Annotated in this window: 14 protein-coding genes and 1 pseudogene; 3 read left to right on the top strand and 12 right to left on the bottom strand. The window is 42.0% G+C overall.

The window, feature by feature from the left end; translation table 11 throughout:
* Positions 1–35: 35 nt before the first annotated feature.
* The 4 genes from V7K25_RS22375 to V7K25_RS22360 form a co-directional block, all read right to left on the bottom strand.
* Complete coding sequence (locus V7K25_RS22375; RefSeq protein WP_335160681.1) at positions 36–701, bottom strand: class I SAM-dependent methyltransferase; 666 nt, start codon at positions 699–701, stop codon at positions 36–38.
* Positions 702–1,473: 772 nt separating this feature from the next.
* Complete coding sequence (locus V7K25_RS22370; protein WP_335160679.1) at positions 1,474–2,406, bottom strand: alpha/beta fold hydrolase; 933 nt, start codon at positions 2,404–2,406, stop codon at positions 1,474–1,476.
* A 19-nt stretch (positions 2,407–2,425) separates the two neighbouring features.
* The gene (locus V7K25_RS22365) at positions 2,426–2,932 is read right to left on the bottom strand and encodes a DUF4112 domain-containing protein (RefSeq protein ID WP_335160677.1); all 507 of its coding nucleotides are present in this window, start codon (positions 2,930–2,932) and stop codon (positions 2,426–2,428) included.
* Between the two features lie 92 nt (positions 2,933–3,024).
* Entirely contained in the window at positions 3,025–3,930 is a 906-nt protein-coding gene (locus V7K25_RS22360) for a YihY/virulence factor BrkB family protein (protein WP_335160675.1), read from the bottom strand.
* Positions 3,931–4,081: 151 nt separating this feature from the next.
* Here V7K25_RS22360 and V7K25_RS22355 point away from each other — a divergent pair, with 151 nt between their 5' ends.
* Entirely contained in the window at positions 4,082–4,546 is a 465-nt protein-coding gene (locus tag V7K25_RS22355) for a hypothetical protein (RefSeq protein ID WP_335160673.1), read from the top strand.
* A gap of 30 nt (positions 4,547–4,576) precedes the next feature.
* Here V7K25_RS22355 and V7K25_RS22350 read toward each other — a convergent pair whose 3' ends face one another.
* The 4 genes from V7K25_RS22350 to V7K25_RS22335 form a co-directional block, all read right to left on the bottom strand.
* Positions 4,577–7,051, bottom strand: a complete 2,475-nt coding sequence (locus V7K25_RS22350; RefSeq protein WP_335160671.1) for a GGDEF domain-containing response regulator — start codon at positions 7,049–7,051, stop codon at positions 4,577–4,579.
* 19 nt (positions 7,052–7,070) lie between these two features.
* The gene (locus V7K25_RS22345; RefSeq protein ID WP_335160669.1) at positions 7,071–8,108 is read right to left on the bottom strand and encodes a sensor histidine kinase; all 1,038 of its coding nucleotides are present in this window, start codon (positions 8,106–8,108) and stop codon (positions 7,071–7,073) included.
* Positions 8,109–8,226: 118 nt separating this feature from the next.
* Positions 8,227–8,655, bottom strand: a complete 429-nt coding sequence (locus tag V7K25_RS22340) for a response regulator (RefSeq protein WP_335160667.1) — start codon at positions 8,653–8,655, stop codon at positions 8,227–8,229.
* Between the two features lie 19 nt (positions 8,656–8,674).
* On the bottom strand, positions 8,675–10,168 hold the full coding sequence (locus V7K25_RS22335) for a sensor histidine kinase (RefSeq protein WP_335160665.1): 1,494 nt from the start codon (positions 10,166–10,168) through the stop codon (positions 8,675–8,677).
* Positions 10,169–10,915: 747 nt separating this feature from the next.
* Between V7K25_RS22335 and V7K25_RS22330 the strand changes: the two genes are divergently transcribed.
* Positions 10,916–12,145, top strand: coding sequence for a tetratricopeptide repeat protein (locus V7K25_RS22330; RefSeq protein ID WP_335160663.1), 1,230 nt, complete (start codon positions 10,916–10,918; stop codon positions 12,143–12,145).
* A 263-nt stretch (positions 12,146–12,408) separates the two neighbouring features.
* Positions 12,409–13,404: a CAF17-like 4Fe-4S cluster assembly/insertion protein YgfZ gene (gene ygfZ, locus V7K25_RS22325; RefSeq protein WP_335160661.1), complete on the top strand. Its 996-nt coding sequence runs from the start codon at positions 12,409–12,411 to the stop codon at positions 13,402–13,404.
* Between the two features lie 5 nt (positions 13,405–13,409).
* Here ygfZ and V7K25_RS22320 read toward each other — a convergent pair whose 3' ends face one another.
* The 4 genes and pseudogenes from V7K25_RS22320 to V7K25_RS22305 all read right to left on the bottom strand — a co-directional run.
* On the bottom strand, positions 13,410–14,372 hold the full coding sequence (locus tag V7K25_RS22320; RefSeq protein ID WP_335160659.1) for a DUF5331 domain-containing protein: 963 nt from the start codon (positions 14,370–14,372) through the stop codon (positions 13,410–13,412).
* Positions 14,373–14,433: 61 nt separating this feature from the next.
* On the bottom strand, positions 14,434–14,760 hold the full coding sequence (locus V7K25_RS22315) for a (2Fe-2S) ferredoxin domain-containing protein (RefSeq protein ID WP_335160657.1): 327 nt from the start codon (positions 14,758–14,760) through the stop codon (positions 14,434–14,436).
* 94 nt (positions 14,761–14,854) lie between these two features.
* A complete protein-coding gene (locus V7K25_RS22310) occupies positions 14,855–15,829 on the bottom strand; it encodes a cysteine synthase A (protein ID WP_335160655.1) in 975 nt (324 codons plus the stop codon).
* Positions 15,830–15,924: 95 nt separating this feature from the next.
* A pseudogene (locus V7K25_RS22305) lies at positions 15,925–16,133 on the bottom strand (Uma2 family endonuclease); the annotation flags it as partial.
* Between the last annotated feature and the right edge of the window lie 279 nt (positions 16,134–16,412).

Genomic DNA, 16,412 nt, shown 5'->3' with positions numbered 1-16,412 from the left:
TAGTCTATTCAATACTAAATTTATATCAAACTGTATTAAGGCCGTTTGATGGCTAAAGTAAGCCCATCAGCGATAGGTACAAGGGAAAGTGTTACCCGTTCGTCATGATGTAACTTCTCATTGAGCGCCCGGATAGCTTGGGTGCTTTCATCTTGATTTTCTGGGTTAGCAACTTGTCCTGACCATAAAACATTATCAATAGCAATCAATCCACCTGGACGCACCAATTGCAGCGATCGCTCATAATATCCATCATAATTTTCTTTATCAGCATCAATAAAAGCAAAATCAAATGTCTCGGCTTGTCCAGTTGCCAACAGATGATCTAAAGTTTCTAAACCTGGTGCTAATCGTAGATCGATTTTATCGGCAACTCCAGCTTCTTGCCAATATCGGCGGGCGATCGCAGTAAATTCTTCACTCACATCAGCAGCGATTATCTTCCCATCAGCCGGTAGCGCCAAAGCTACAGAAAGTGAGCTATAACCTGTAAATACTCCAACTTCCAGGGTTTTCTTGGCTCCAATAAGCTGCACCAAAAGTCTCATAAACTGCCCTTGTTCTGGTAAAATCTGCATTCTACTTCGGGGATGGCTGGCGGTTTCTTGGCGCAACTTCAAAAGAATCTCCGGTTCCCGTAACGAAACGGATAAAAGGTAATTATATACTTGGCGATCAAGACCTATAGACTGTTTTGGCATAGTAGGTGAGAGAATTGAAAGAATCTACAGTTATACTATCGCCCAAGAGTGGTTTATCAGGAATCCCCAGTCAGCTTATCTTTATCGTCTTCGTCTATTCGTCTAGGTCTGGTAGTTGTATTTACTTAAATTCTAATCAAAATTTATGAATCGACCTCAAATTATTCAACCTGGTCAAAGTTATACATTTAGTCATGCCTTTTCCTGATTAGTTAAGTACCTGCTGCGGAAATATGGTTATCTAGCAGAAAAGCAAGAGAAGGCGATGGTACTGCTACAGGCGAGCAATTCGGAAATTTAAAAATTTGCCAAAATGGCAACCAGATTCTAATTAACCAAGTTAAATTGTACAAAGATAAACGACTTCAAGGGTTTTGTTATCAGGGACTACCACGTAAGCAAATTCCTTTTGTAAGACACTATTTACTAAGTGATTTACAAGAAAAAACTATCTCTACCAATTATTTGCAGAGGATTTTCATTAGCAGATAAAGATTAATAATCAAGTTTGGTATTTGCTGCAACAGGAATATTAAATGCAATAGGCGTTGTTGTTGAAGTACGCATTAACCCTAAAATAAGGGCAACGTCTGTATATATTCCTGTTCACTTCAGCAGTAAATAGCTGAGTGGGAGTTTGAAAGCTGACTGATATGCTTCCTCCCACTCTCTTTTTATTTAATTAGTAATTCGTAATTATTGTTTAAAATCGCGCAAAATTGTCAGGTATTTTTACATGGTTGGGATGCTCTTATTAAAACATGAATTATTTTTAGAAATCAGTATCGCGTAAAAACTCAATAATTGCTGCATTCAACACTTCAAAAGCACCAGCAGAGGCATCATGATAACAGTTAGACAAAATTTTTAATTTAGAATTGGGAATATGTTGATGCAGTTTTTCACCATGACTAGCAGGAAACCAACTATCTTGATCGCCCCACAAAACTAATGTAGGACACTTAATTGCACTTAGGTTATTTTGAATTTTGGTAAGCATATTCGGCTTATTTTCTTGCCAATTCTCAATTTCTCGCGCTGCTATTTGTAACTCTTCAGCGACTTTTGCAACTGTACCAGGTAGCTCAATAAATGGGTAAGTTATCCAATAGACATCTTCCTGTGTCAAAATTGAGGGATCAAATAATACTCTACGTCTTTCGATCGCCATAATTTCTCTAAATAGAGGTGCAAACAAATATGCAAGACGTAAAGAATCAATTGTTTGTATTATTTCCAAAGGTGTTTGGGCAAGTAACCACATAACCCAATGGGGTAGACGTTCGGCAAAAATAGGTACGTTTACGACTATAAGCCGCCCGACTAACTGCGGATTTTCTTGAGCAAGGGCAAGAGCAACCAATCCCCCCAAAGATTCAGCCACAATCACTGCGGGTTCGTCACATAATGCCTCAATAACTCTTTTAAACTCAATAACTTGATGACCGTTGTGTTCTCTGCGCGACAATGGTTTTTCGGAAAAACCAAAACCTTTAGCATCAAAACAAATTACCCGAAAATATTTAGATAATGGTGCTATACTATGGCGCCAATTATAGCTCCAACTACCCATGCCATGTAATAAAATTAGCGGTTTCCCTCTACCTTTTTCGCCATAAGCAATTTGTACAGGATACCCTTTTACATCAGTAATAATTAGACTTTGCCGCCCTTTAGGAAAAGTAGCTTGCCACCAATCTTTCATTCCCTTATCAATAAATAATTTAACCGCCAGTTAAGGCGTTCCACAGCATTCTAACTAGTATCACAGGCAATGCGACTAAGACAATGGCAATCAGCAACAATCCCACCAAAACGCCAAAGATAAACCACCTGTCCGCACTCTTTTGCTGGCTAGGAAACTTTAAGTAGTCTTCCAAGAGCTTGATATTATTAGTGTTAGCTCTCCAGGCAAAATCAAAAATGTCTCCCAATACTGGGACAGCGCCTACTAAGCCATCAATGATTACATTTAGAACCATTTTGCCTAAAGTGGCTCTAGATACACCCAGCCGCGCTGCTTCTAGGATGATGTAGCTAGAAAACATGACTCCTAAAAAATCACCACCAATAGGTATAAGTCCTAAAATTGGATCTAGCCCAAAACCGATCTGCGTACCAGGAATGGTAATAACGTTATCCAGCAGCCGACTTAACTGACGCAGACGCTTCAAGGTGGGTGCTTTGGCATCAGGTTCAATCATCGAAAATCGAAAAGGAGAATCAGGCATGAAGGCGATCGCTAAGTTTGTCTTGAATCGTTAGACATTCTACTCCCCTATTGAACTTTTGCAAAAATTTTCTCAGGGATTTATAACGATATTTACAAATTAATATTTTTTACGAGATCCTGGCGTGCTTTTGGGCGCATATCTTCGCCGACAGTCACGTTCAACTGATCGCCGATTAACAGAACCGCAGCACTCATCGATAGCCAAAGCATTAAAACTATCACAGCCCCTACTGCGCCATAGACTTTATTATAATTGCCAAAATTCGCCACATAAAGCCGAAATAGAGCAGACAATATCGCCCAGAAAACAGCTGCTAAAATTGCTCCAGGCATCATTGGCGTGCCTGAGTTCCACTGGCTTGGGCCATAGCGGTAGACAAAGCCAAAGGCGACAGCAACAATACTTAAAGCTAAAGGCCAGCGTAAAAGCTGCCAAAGATGCAACAAGAAGATCAAAGAACCATTTCCGCGGACTACCATTGCCAACAGTAGGTCACTGGTAAACACTAAGAAAGAAGCCAACACTAAAAGCAACATAGTACCGATTGTTAAACCCAGAGAGACGAGCTTGGCTTTCCAAAAGGGACGGATGTTTTCTGAAGGAATTTGATGGATTTGGTCGAAGGCTGTCATCGCGGTACTTACTGCTCCAGAAGCAGTCCAAATGGCTAATACAAAGCTGAGAGAAAACAAACCACTGTTTTTGGAGCTGGTAATTTCTGTAGTGGCAAAATCACGAATCAGAGCCAGGGCTTGTTCTGGTAGAACTTGACTGAGTTGTGTCGCCAGTTGTTTAAAGGTAGCTTGTAAAGATTCTGCTAATAAGCCAATGGCTGTGACGATCGCAAGAATTGCCGGAAACAGAGATAACATAGCATTGAAGGCGATTTCTGAGGCGAGTCCAAAAAGTCGTCTTTCGATTGTCCTAGCAAAAGTTTTTTTGAGCGTGCGCCAATTGAGGTGGCGAAAGAAGCGTAAAAAACGAGGCTTTGGCATGATTTAGAGTTAAAACTTGGTTGGCTTTATTAACTACTTTGCCAAATTTTGTGTAGCGATCGCATTTATCTTTTTACCGCAATAATACTTACTAGGGAGTGGAAGTGGGGGGAGCAGGGGAAAAAAACAAATGACAAATGACAAATTATTTATGAATCAAGATTTAACACAAGAGTGGTTGATCGAAATCCAGACACTCAAAGAGCAGATGGCGGGACTTCAGAGCGATCGCGATGCTGCTTGGGAAAGCGCCCAAAAATGGCGTCAGCTTTACAACACAGAAGCAGAACAACGGCGCACAGATGCCCAATTGTCTCAACAGGCGATCGCATCCCTCAAGGCAGAATTGCATAAACTCCAGGGTCTTGAGATGGAGACACTGGCTGCTGGAACACCAGTAACAGCGATCCAACAAGAAATAGAACAACTGAAATCTGTAGAGGAATTGCAAGCTAAACTCATTACCGTAATCAAAGAACGCGATCGCGTCTTGCAAGCTTTGAAAACTGAGCAGGATAACCACGCTCAAACCCGCAATAGCCTTACTACTGCCTTGGGTGATGCTATTGATAGCTTGACACAGGAACGAGCCAGAGGAGAAAAAGAGAATAAATAACCTGCCGCTAAATGCTTATGCTTCGTAACTCTATCCTTGTCTCGGCTGAATGCCAGATGCAATTAATGTTTCTATCGACTTACTATCCAGGGGTTTTGAGAACAAATATCCCTGTGCGTATTTGCATTTCATAGCTCTAAGTAGTGCCAGTTGCTCTACAGTTTCTACGCCCTCTGCTATTACATCTATATTTAGACTTTGGGCTAGGGTGATGATCGCTTGAACAATCTCCAAGTTTTCCCCGTTAGCACCAATCTTAGCAACAAAAGAACGATCAATCTTCAAGGCATTACTTGGAAAGCGGTGCAGGTAACTCAAGGATGAATAGCCTATGCCAAAATCATCTAAATGTAATTGGATATTCATCTGTTGCAGTTGCAAGAGCATAAAAGTTGCTGATTGAATATTTTCCATCAGTACGCTTTCGGTAATCTCCAGCTTTAAATTGCTGCCTTCTAGACCAGTCTCTTGCATAATTTGGGAAATTTGCTCAATTAGCCCAGGCTGTGAAAACTGTTTAGTGGAAAGATTTACACTGATTGTCAAGGGTGGGTCAATAGGAAATTGTATTTGCCAAGCACGCATCTGCCGACAAGCTTCGCGCAGTATCCAATAACCAATAGGGATAATCAACCCAGTTTCTTCCGCTAGTGGAATAAAGTTGTCTGGAGCAACTAATCCCTGTTGCGGGTGCTGCCAGCGAACAAGAGCCTCAAAACCAATAATTTTGTAAGTTTCTAACAATACAATTGGCTGGTAGTAAACCTGAAACTCTTGGCGTTCAATTGCCCGCCGTAGATCCATCTCTAACTCTAATAGCTCCGTTACTTGCCTGTACATGCTTGAGTCAAATATCTCATGGCGTGCCTTACCCAATGCCTTAGCGCGATACATTGCAATGTCAGCATCGCGCAGGAGTTCCTCTGGATGGTTGTAACTACCTTTGTTTAAAGCGATGCCAATGCTGACGGTGGTAAAGACCTCATATCCACTGAGTTGGAACGCAGATGTCAGAGCTTCGTGTATCCGCTCCACTACGCCTGTTACATCATTGATGTTGTTGAGATCCTCAAGCAAAATTGTAAACTCATCTCCCCCTAGACGAGCAACTGTGTCTCCAGCACGCAGGCACTTCTCCAATCTGCGAGCAAGGGCAGTTAGTAGTTGATCGCCAATCATGTGGCCGAGACTGTCGTTAACAACTTTGAAGCGATCTAGGTCTAGAAACAGAACAGCAAATGTATATTCTCCACGTCGTTTTGTTAGCATTAGCGCCCGTTCTAGCCGTTCCATAAATAAGGCGCGATTTGGCAAACCGGTTAATATATCGTGAAAAGCGTCATAAATTAATTGCGCCTCTGCAAGTTTTAGAGCAGTAATGTTGCGAGAAATACTCAAAACACAATATACTGAGCCATCGCTAGCCAATTCAGGCACAAGACGGGTATGGTAATGTTTTGTTTCCTGAGCGATCGCTAAACTGCATTCAAACTCAGTCTCTTGCTTAGTTTGAAAAACTTGTCCAAGCTTATGATCGCATATCCGACAAAATTCTTCCGGTAGATTTAACTCTGCATTTGTTTTGCCGATAAATGTTTCGGCTGATATTTCTGTAACCTTTTCAATAACTGGATTAACGTAAACGTAGCGCAATTGAGTGTTAAATCTGGAAATAATATCAGGTGCATTTTCAACTAGTGCTTTGAATTCTTGCTGGCGACGCGCTAGTGCCTTCAATATCTGCTTACGCTCGGTAATATCCTGAAAAACGCAAACTGCACCCGTGATGTTACCGTTGTCATCTTTAATCGCTGCAACACTATCATCAATTGGGATTTCTGTACCGTTTTTAGTAATAAGTATCGTTTTTTCTGGTAGACCGACAGTAACGCCAGATTGAAGGACTTGCTTGATCGGACTTTCAATTACTATCCGAGTCTCTTCATGAGCAATATTGAATATTTCTGTTACTTCTTTACCAAAAGCATCAGAATAATTCCAACCCGTCAGTTCCTCTGCAATAGGATTCATAAAAGTTACAGATCCAGAGGCATCGCTAGTAATAACACCATCTCCAATACTTTTAAGTACAGTAGTCAACCATTGTTCATTCTGTTTTAATTTTTTTTCTGTTCGATGTTTGGAAAGCGTAATTTCAATAGTGAACTTTAATTCCTTTTCTTTGAAAGGCTTGAGAATGTAGCCAAACGGCTCTGTTTCTTTTGCTCGATTTAAAGTTGATTCATCTGCATTAGCGGTAAGATATATTACTGGAATTTTAAAAATATTATGAATTATTTGAGCGGCCTCCACACCGTCCATCTTTCCTTTGAGATGAATATCCATTAAAACTAAATCTAGAGAACCATCTGCTGCTTTCTTAATAGCTTCTTCTCCAGAATCGGCAAGCCCCATAACAGTGTATCCAAATTTTCTTAGCCGACTTTGTATATCCATTGCTACGATGATTTCATCTTCAACAACTAATATATTTGCTGGATTCATGATTTCTAAACTTATAATTTTATAAAACCTTAGTTGGGAATATAATTTTATACTCTACTCCGTTATAGCTGATAAAATCGATATTGCCTTGTAGCTGATGTGTTAGACCTTTGACTAATCGCAAACCTAATGATTCTGTAGCTTTAAAGTCAAAATCTTGGGCAAAACCGACACCATTATCACTGATAATAAGTGTAAATAAATTTGCTTCTAGGGAGCAGAATTCAATACAAATTTCTCCCACTTCTCTTTGGGGAAAGGCATGTTTTAGGGAATTTGAAATAAGTTCATTAATAATCAAGCCGCAAGGAATAGCTACATCAATGGCTAAAAAAACCTCCTCGACGTTCATTTTCAAGGAAATAGCGCTGGAATTAACGTTATATGAATAAAATAAATTAGTTACTAAATCTTGGATATAATCAACAAAATTAATTTTTGCCAAATCTTGAGATTGATATAGTTTCTCGTGGATCAGAGCCATTGATTCAATCCGGTTCTGGCTATCTTTGAATACCTCAAGGGCTTGATTGTCCTTGAGATATTCTGCTTGCAGATTGAGCAGACTAGAAATAATCTGCAAATTATTTTTTACCCGGTGATGAATTTCTTTCAATAGCACCTCTTTTTCTTGAAGCGATGCTTTAATCTGCTCCTCTGCTTGTTTACGCTCGCGTCTCACAAGCGCCTCACGCAACTCGCGGGCAACAGCAGGGATAAGTCGTGCTAAATTGCCTTTAATGATATAGTCATGGGCACCAGCTTTCATGGCAGCTACTGCGGTATCTTCACCAATAGTGCCTGAGACAATAATAAATGGCAAGTCAAGTCCACTCTCCTTAACTTGCTTCAATGCAGCAGGGGCGCTAAAGGTAGGCATGGAATAATCACAGATGACGATATCCCATGTTTGCTCTGCGATCGCAACTTTCATGGCTGTGGGTGTATCAATCCGTTCAAAAGTTACTTGATAGCCACCACGTTGCAGTTCACGCAGTATCAACAAAGCGTCATCTTCTGAATCTTCAACAAGTAATACGCGCAGTGGTATACCCATGTAATTCGTAATTCGTAATGACGCTCCTGCGTCGCTAACGCTGCGCTAACGTAATTCGTAATTCGTAATTAAGAAAGTCAGCTTTGTATCTATAACCTGATTTTGGAGGATTGGTAAGCTATACCCTTGGTGGTGATTCGTTTAACACAAACCAGTACAACCCTAGTTGTCGCACTGCTTCGCTGAATTGGGAAAAGTCTACTGGTTTGCGAACATAGCTGTTAGCACCCAAGCTGTAACCATTGATTAAGTCTTGCTCCTCTTTGGAGGAAGTGAGAATGACGACGGGAAGGATTTTTGTTCTGTCGTCGGTTCGCAGGTGTCGCAAAACTTCCAAACCATCCATTTTAGGCAACTTCAAATCTAGCAGGATGAGATTCGGCATAACGCTCATGTCGCGATCGGCGTATACACCTTTACCAAAGAGATAATCTAGGGCTTCTACCCCATCGTGTGCGACTACTACCTCGTTCATAATATTGTTTTTCTTGAGTGCGCGTAGGGTTAGCGCTTCATCATCAGGATTATCTTCTACAAGTAAAATCATGTTGTGTGTTCTCCTATAGTTAAAGGGTGAAGTAAAATGTTGCGCCTTGCTCGACTGCACTTTCAGCCCAGACACGGCCACCATGACGGTGAACAATGCGCTGCACGGTAGCTAGTCCGATGCCAGTACCTTCAAACTCAGTCATGGCGTGCAGGCGCTGAAAAGCACCAAAGAGTTTCTCAACATAGGCCATATCGAAGCCTGTGCCATCATCACGGACAAAATACACATGGGTGTCATCTTGTTGCAAAAGCCCAAATTCTATGCTTGCTCTTTGATTTTTTCCTGTAAACTTCCAAGCATTACCCAGCAGGTTTTCTAGCGCGACCCGTAATAGATGAGTATCACCATTGGTAACCAATCCCGGTGTAATTACAAACTCTACTTGGCGTTTTGGTTGTGTTTTGTGCAACTCTGTGGCGATCGCCTCCACCAGTGCGCTCAGATCCACTTTTTCGCAACGCATCTCACTACGCGTCAGTCGTGACAGATTCAGTAAATCGTCGATCAGTTGTGCCATTCGCTGGGTAGCTGCACGCACTCGCTGTAGGTAATTTTGGCCTAGTGCGTCGAGCTTATCACTATAATCTTCTAGTAGCGCTTGGCTAAAACCGTCGATGCTCCGCAAGGGGGCCCGCAGATCGTGAGACACAGAATAACTAAATGCTTCCATCTCTTTATTAGTGGCTTCGAGTTGTGCTGTGCGTTCTGCAACTCGCCCCTCAAGCTCGACGTTCAAGCGCAGAATCTCTGACTCTGCCCTTTTACGCTCATTAATTTCAGTTTGCAATTCTTCGTTAGTGTTTCTCAGTTCGGCAGTCCGTTTGCTAACCTCTATTTCTAACTCATCACGAGCTTTTTGCAGAAAATTTTCCATCCGCTTGCGTTTTACAAGTTCCTGATTGGTAATTATTGCTGCTAAACCGACGATCGCAGAAGCGATAACGCTGCCAAAAATAGTTAAGAAAGTTGCTTGATGAGCGCTGGCGTTTGCCTTTATTGACCGCTGTTTCAACAACTCATTCTCTTCGTTCTCCATCGCTGTAGTCAGCATTCGGATGTCCTCCATAGACTGCTGACCCTGATCTGTCTGAATTATTTGCAGCGCGGATTCTAAATTTTTGCTCCTAGCGTTAATCGCCTGTTCCATCAAAACTAGTTTTTTGGCAACCAGGGGTTCAAGGCGATCGAGCCGCCGTTGTTGATCGGGGTTATCCGCAGTCAATTGGCGCAGAGCTTTAAGTTTCTGAGGAATCTCGCCAGTTGCAGTGCGATAGGGTTCTAGATACCGTTCTTTACCCGTGAGCAGATAGCCCCGTTGTCCAGTTTCTGCATCTTTGACCTGTGACATTACTTCTTTAGTCTTTTCCAGCACCTCGCGTGTATGTGTTACCCATTGAGCGTTTTCTCTATACTGAAGCAAACTAAGATACGAAACTACGCCAACACCAGTCATAATTGCGACTGCTATTACAAAACTACCTGTATTCTTTTTGTAAATAGCCCATTCCATTTTTTACCTTCCTAGTTGAAAAAGTAGCTGCTGACTAAATTGGTAAAAACGGTGAGCCACCTCTGTAGACGGGTGACACCTATTAGTGCAGCGTTAGCGACCTTAGAAAGTCCTTACCCTTACTCCTAAGCAAGCTACGCGTTAGCGTCGTACCGCACAGAAGCAGAAGGTTGACTAGCAGCCGGAGTCCAAGCGCCTATATCTTTGTTCAAACCAAACAAGACCAATGAAAAAATTGGCTTGCTGAATAAGAAAACCGATATAGAGACGCGATATATTGCGTATCTATCTCTTGATTCATGCCTAAATCAGTAATGCCAAAAGTTTTTCACGGTACTACTCGTCATAGTCGTGCTAACTGATACCAAGTTTCTTAACTTCTAGAGCAAAGTAGCTCTAATAGTTGTAATAGCTCTAATAAAGGATACCTGTATTAGTTGATTATTGGGAGCGTATATTTCCTGACTCATGAGAAGACAAATAATAAATTTTATTAAATTATTCAGTATATCCCGCAGCCATTTTCAAGAGATTCTTGCTTGCATAAATTATGTAAATATGATACAGAGATTCAGCAATTACACTCAAAAAGCTTTGCTTGCATTAGCTTGATTTATTTAGTGCTTGTAATAGATAGAGACATAAAGCAATGTCAGTGACGCTTCAGAATTGCTGGAATAAGGTAAAAAGAATAGGGTATGGGGATAATTAACTTATGCAACCAACTCAAGGCAAGGTAAAGTACACATGTTTAGGCGCTTAATTGTGATTGTTACTGCCGCTATACTTTTTAGCAGTTCCTTGACACTGGCACAGACTAAAAACCCCAAAGTACCGGATAAATTTCCTCCTAATCCCTTAGAAATTAGCACACCCGATCCACTGCTACCACGTTTGCCCAAAGATAAACAGCCGTTAACTCTCCAAGAACAGCAAAAGTTAGAACCAGCGTTAGATGGGTTAAATCAAGAAGCAGCAGCGAAACTGCAAGCAGGAGATCAGGTGGCGGCGTTTGAAATTTGGAACCGGGAACTTCGTTTGCGGCGCTTTTTAGGTTCATTAGCAGAGGTGCAAGCACTATCACGAGTCGGCGCGATCGCCTGGAAGCAAAATAATGCACAAGAAGTACAATATATTACGCAGCGATTGCAAGCAATTCAAAAGCAGGCACAATCTCAGAAAACAACTGCCCCAATTGATCTCGAATTGTGGCGATCGCTAGGTCAAGCTTATCAAAATGTGCGATCGCCTAAACTAGCTGTGGAAGCTTACGACCAAGTTTTGCTAGTGGTGCGGCAGCAAAAAGATACAACAGCACTCATAGAAACCCTCAAGACAATTGGAGAGGTGCATTTGAGTTGGTTTGATTATCCCAAAGCTGCGCCAATATACCAGGAATTGTTGAGTTTAGCTAGTTCTCAAGGCGAACGTGTAACCGAGGTAACATATCTGCAACAGCTGGCTGAAATTTACGACCGGACAAGCCAACCACAACAGTCATTGAATGTACTTAATAAACTAGTAGAAATTTACGTTAGTGAAAATAATCTTACTGAAATACCAAAACTAAAGCTAGCGATCGCTTCAGATTACGAATCTCTAGCAAAGAAAGATCCTAACTTACTGCTAGAAGCTTTTAATAATTATCAAGAAGCTTATACTACTGCTTGGCAATTAAAGGAGTACGTTCGTGCTGGTGAAGCTTTGCAGAAGTTAATTGCGCTGTACCGTTCTCAAGGACAAACAGACGAGGCTTTGCAGGCTAGCCAAATTCTTGTGGAGACAGAGACGCAAGCCACCAATTTTTACGGGCTGATGCAAGCTTATGACCAAATTGGGCAATTGTATCTAGAACGCAAAGAATTTCCTCAAGCACTAACAGCTTTTCAAAAAGGGTTAGAAGTAGCGCAACAACTCAAACATGAGGAAGCATACTTTGCTGGGCAAATTAAAAAAATCTCGAAAGAAAATTTGTAAGCAGTATTAACGCTATTTAATTCTCGAATTTTGGATTTTAAATTTTGGATTGAAAGATTCAAAATTCAAATGTGAGAGGATAATTTCTGATCGGGGGCTTCTAAATAAAGAAAGACTCAATTACAATGTAATGTTGAAAAAAAGTGTAGGCGCAGCCCGCCATAAGCATCGCTTTTTTCACTGCTTTGCCATTGAAGCCGCAAACGCTTATTTGCTAAGATTTTCAGTGCGACAACATTGAAACAGGGCAACTTCTCATCACCATGCCAACATCTACAATTGACGATAAAGACGCAGCAGCTATCCAAGCTGCCAGAGTTGGGGTTGCAATATGCGATCGCACCGCCTGGGGACGTATCAAAGTAGCTGGCGACGATCGTCTCAACTTCTTACACAACCAAAGTACTAACAATTTCCAAATACTCAAGCCAGGACAAGGTTGTGATACAGTTTTCGTCACTTCTACAGCCAGGACAATTGATTTAGCAACCGCTTACGTTAGAGAAGATGCGGTAATCTTGCTAGTTTCACCCAACCGCCGCCAATATCTCATGGAATGGCTGGATAAATATATTTTCTTTGCTGACAAGGTGGAATTATCTGATATTACAGAATACACCAACACCTTCAGCCTCATTGGACCAGGAAGCGACGCTGTTTTAGAAAAGTTGGGTATTGGCGAACTCATTGGGCAACCTTACGGTAGTCACAAAGTATACACCATTGCTCCGGCTGAAGGGATACGGGTTGCTGTGGGTAGTGGGTTAGCTGCTCCCGGATACACCTTAACCTTCCCCTATACTGACAAAGAAACGGTGTGGAATAAATTGTTAGAAGCTGGGGCAGTAGAGATGAGCGATCGCGCCTGGGATGCCTTGCGAATCTTACAAGGCCGCCCCGTCCCAGATGCTGAACTCACAGATGATTATAATCCTTTGGAAGTTGGTTTGTGGCAAACAATTTCTTTTACTAAAGGTTGCTATATTGGGCAAGAAACCATTGCTCGGCTAAACACATACAAAGGTGTAAAACAACACCTTTTGGGTATCCGCCTCAGTGCCCCTGCGGCAGTTGGAAGTGCGATCGCAGTTGGAGATGAAAAGGTCGGCAAACTTACCAGTTATACAGAAACCACTGAAGGTTATTTTGGATTAGGTTACATTCGCACTAAAGCTGGTGGTGTAGGCTTAAAAGTCAAAGTGGGAGAAACTGAAGGTGAAGTCATAGAAATCCCGTTTGTTTCTCATGATTACCCATAATTAATTCAAGTCAAAATATCTTCTTCTTTATTCCTAGCGCCGTAACAAAATTCATCTACCCAAGAAGCTATACTACGGGCATTAGTGGTTTCTAGATTCACTTTGCTCTTAACGTTTTCTGGTTGAATATTCGGGTGTTTGCCGTTCCTTTTAACCTCAGTAGTAATTGCTAGCGATGCTCCTGAAGGGAGCCGCCCAAGGGGCGATCGCACTGGTTTAGCATTACTGTTAATCTCAGTGGTAATTGCCAATGATGCGGTCACAGGGATTCGGATAGATGGCGCGTTGCTTTTTACCTCAGTAGCTAATGCCACAGATGGCATAGTTTTGGCTTTGCTGTTAACCTCACTGGTCATTGTCGCCGATCCTCGTGAAGGTAACTGACCAGAGTGCCAGCGTACTGGTTGATATTCCCTTAGCAAACCGGAGGATGGCGTTTTTGCCGGAGTATCTGGAGCAATTTTAGTTGCATTTGCTACTATCAACTCAAGTTTGCGTGTGCGAACTACCTCAGTGGTAGCTGTAATCGATGGCACAAGTTCATCGGCGCGTGACAAGTTGGAATCTAGAGTCTTGGCAAGAGAATGAAGCGCAATCTTGCTGGCAGTTACAGCCGATGACAGATGTTTATCCTCAAAATGCTTCTCATCTGGCGACTCGCTTTCAACTTGGGTTATAGCCATAGAATGGTCTAGTTTTATTAAACGTAACTCTTCATCAGGATTGAAGTTAAGACCTAAGGCGGTGACTATTTTATCTGGATCGTTATTCAGATCCAGCATAAAAGCAAGTATTTCATCAAACTGGGGTTCTAAAACAGACAGTGTTGCCAAAATAAAACCGGACAAAGGACGGCGCAGACCATCGTAAGTGCCCCAAATTCGCATTTTGACCAGCCAGTTAATATTTTGCTTATAGTAACTCAGCCATTTTTGTTTTAAGGATTGACGCAGCTGTTGGATATTCATTGGATGCCTCACTTCAGTCAACAGGATTGCAGACATTAATATTGAAAATTTAGCTTTATTTCTAGGGATGAAACCGATAATAGAGCATCTGCTGGACTCTTTGACCACCTAACAAATGATTTTCTATCAGTAGAGATACTTCATCGGGTTGAACGCCGCTATACCAGACCAAATCGGGTAATACCAGCACCATCGGCCCATTGCCGCATTGTCCCAAACAGCTGCTAGCTGTTACTGTCACACCAGGGATTGGCAAAGCTGCAAAAGCTGCTAAAACCTTAACTGCACCTTGCTTTTTGCAAGTGCGATTTTGACAAACCCGCACACATTTAGGATAAGAGGGTTGGTCTATTGTGGGGAAGTTTGATGGTTGAGTTATGTTGTTCATTTGTCTTTTGTCCTTTGTCTTTTGTCCTTTGTCATTAGTCATCCGTCAGTTGCCTTTTGCTAATGACCAATGACCAATGACTAATGACTAATGACTAATCTATTGAAAGTCCTTTTGAGGCTAGCCATTCAGGGTTGAATATCCGCGACTGATACCGGGAACCACTATCACATAAGATGGTGACAATGGTATGTCCTGGCCCCAACTGTTTCGCTAGGGCGACAGCTGCGCCAACATTAATACCCGTTGAACCGCCCATTAAAAGCCCATCTTTCCTTAGTAGTTGGTAAACTACCCGTAAAGCTTCTTTGTCATCGATTTGGATGGCATCATCAGCAGGTGCGCCTTCCATATTGGCTGTGACCCGACCATTACCAATACCTTCAGTGATGGAATTTCCTTCTATATTGATTTTGCCGGTTTTAACATAGCTATAAAGTCCACTACCCAATGGATCGGCAACAACGCATTTAATTACCGGATTTTGTTCTTTCAAGTACAACGCTACACCAGCATAAGTACCACCAGTACCAGTTGCGGCTGTCCATGCATCTATTTTACCATCTGTCTGTGTCCAAATTTCCGGCCCTGTGGTTTCGTAGTGGGCCCGGCGGTTGGCTAAGTTATCAAACTGATTCGCCCAAATAGCGTTTTCCAACTCAGCAGCGACTCTGCCAGATAGTTTGACGTAGTTGTTTGGGTCTTTGTAGGGTACAGCAGGGATGGGACGAACTTCTGCACCTAATGCTGTTAGTGCGTCTATTTTTTCTTGTGACTGAGTATCGGGAATAATAATTAGGCATTTGTAGCCTTTGGCGTTGCAAATATGCGCCAGTCCAATGCCAGTATTACCAGCAGTTCCTTCTACAACTGTGCCACCGGGTTTGAGTAAACCTTTCTCTTCTGCATCTTCGATGATATAAAGTGCGGCGCGGTCTTTGACGGAACCGCCAGGATTAAGGAATTCTGCTTTACCAAGGATTTCGCACCCTGTTTCTTCACTGAAACTGTTTAAGCGAATTAGGGGGGTGTTGCCAACAGCGCCGACGAAGCCATTTTTAATATCCATTTTGGCTGTACCTGTGTGAGTATCTATAAAAATTTTGGCTTATAGCGATCGCATAATTTACAATTGATTTGCCTAAAATTCAGATAATGCGTACACTACCAAACTTTACTCATATTCAGAACAAACCCAGGTGATACCGATTCAGTGCTAACAGTCACGGGATTTTCCAGACATTTCTCTGTCACAGGGAGACGATAAATATAGACTCGGCGATGCTTGCAGTCAATTAGCAAGCCTAGCCCTACTCCATATATTCCTTCATTTTCTCTTTCAATGGTTGGAGGTTGTCAGAAGGCGATCGCAGTTAAACTATAAATCCAATGTGCGTAGGCGTAGCCCGCCGCAGGCATCGCTTTCCTCTGAGGTTGTTGTCACTGTGGGAAAAAAATAATTGGGGACGCGATGAATCGCATTTATGTAATTGCTAACCCAAAAAACTCGGAATTATTTTTACTATGTAAATGCCGGAAGAGAGACGCGATTCATCGCGGGAGCATCCCATTTTTGCAAAGACATTAGATAGCAAGTTGACCATTGAGGTAGGCACAGCGAAGTTGTAGTATGGACGGCACATTGGCAGGAT

Source organism: Nostoc sp. (assembly GCF_036919495.1).
Lineage (GTDB): Bacteria > Cyanobacteriota > Cyanobacteriia > Cyanobacteriales > Nostocaceae > Nostoc.
This window is presented reverse-complemented; position numbering and strand designations above follow the sequence as displayed.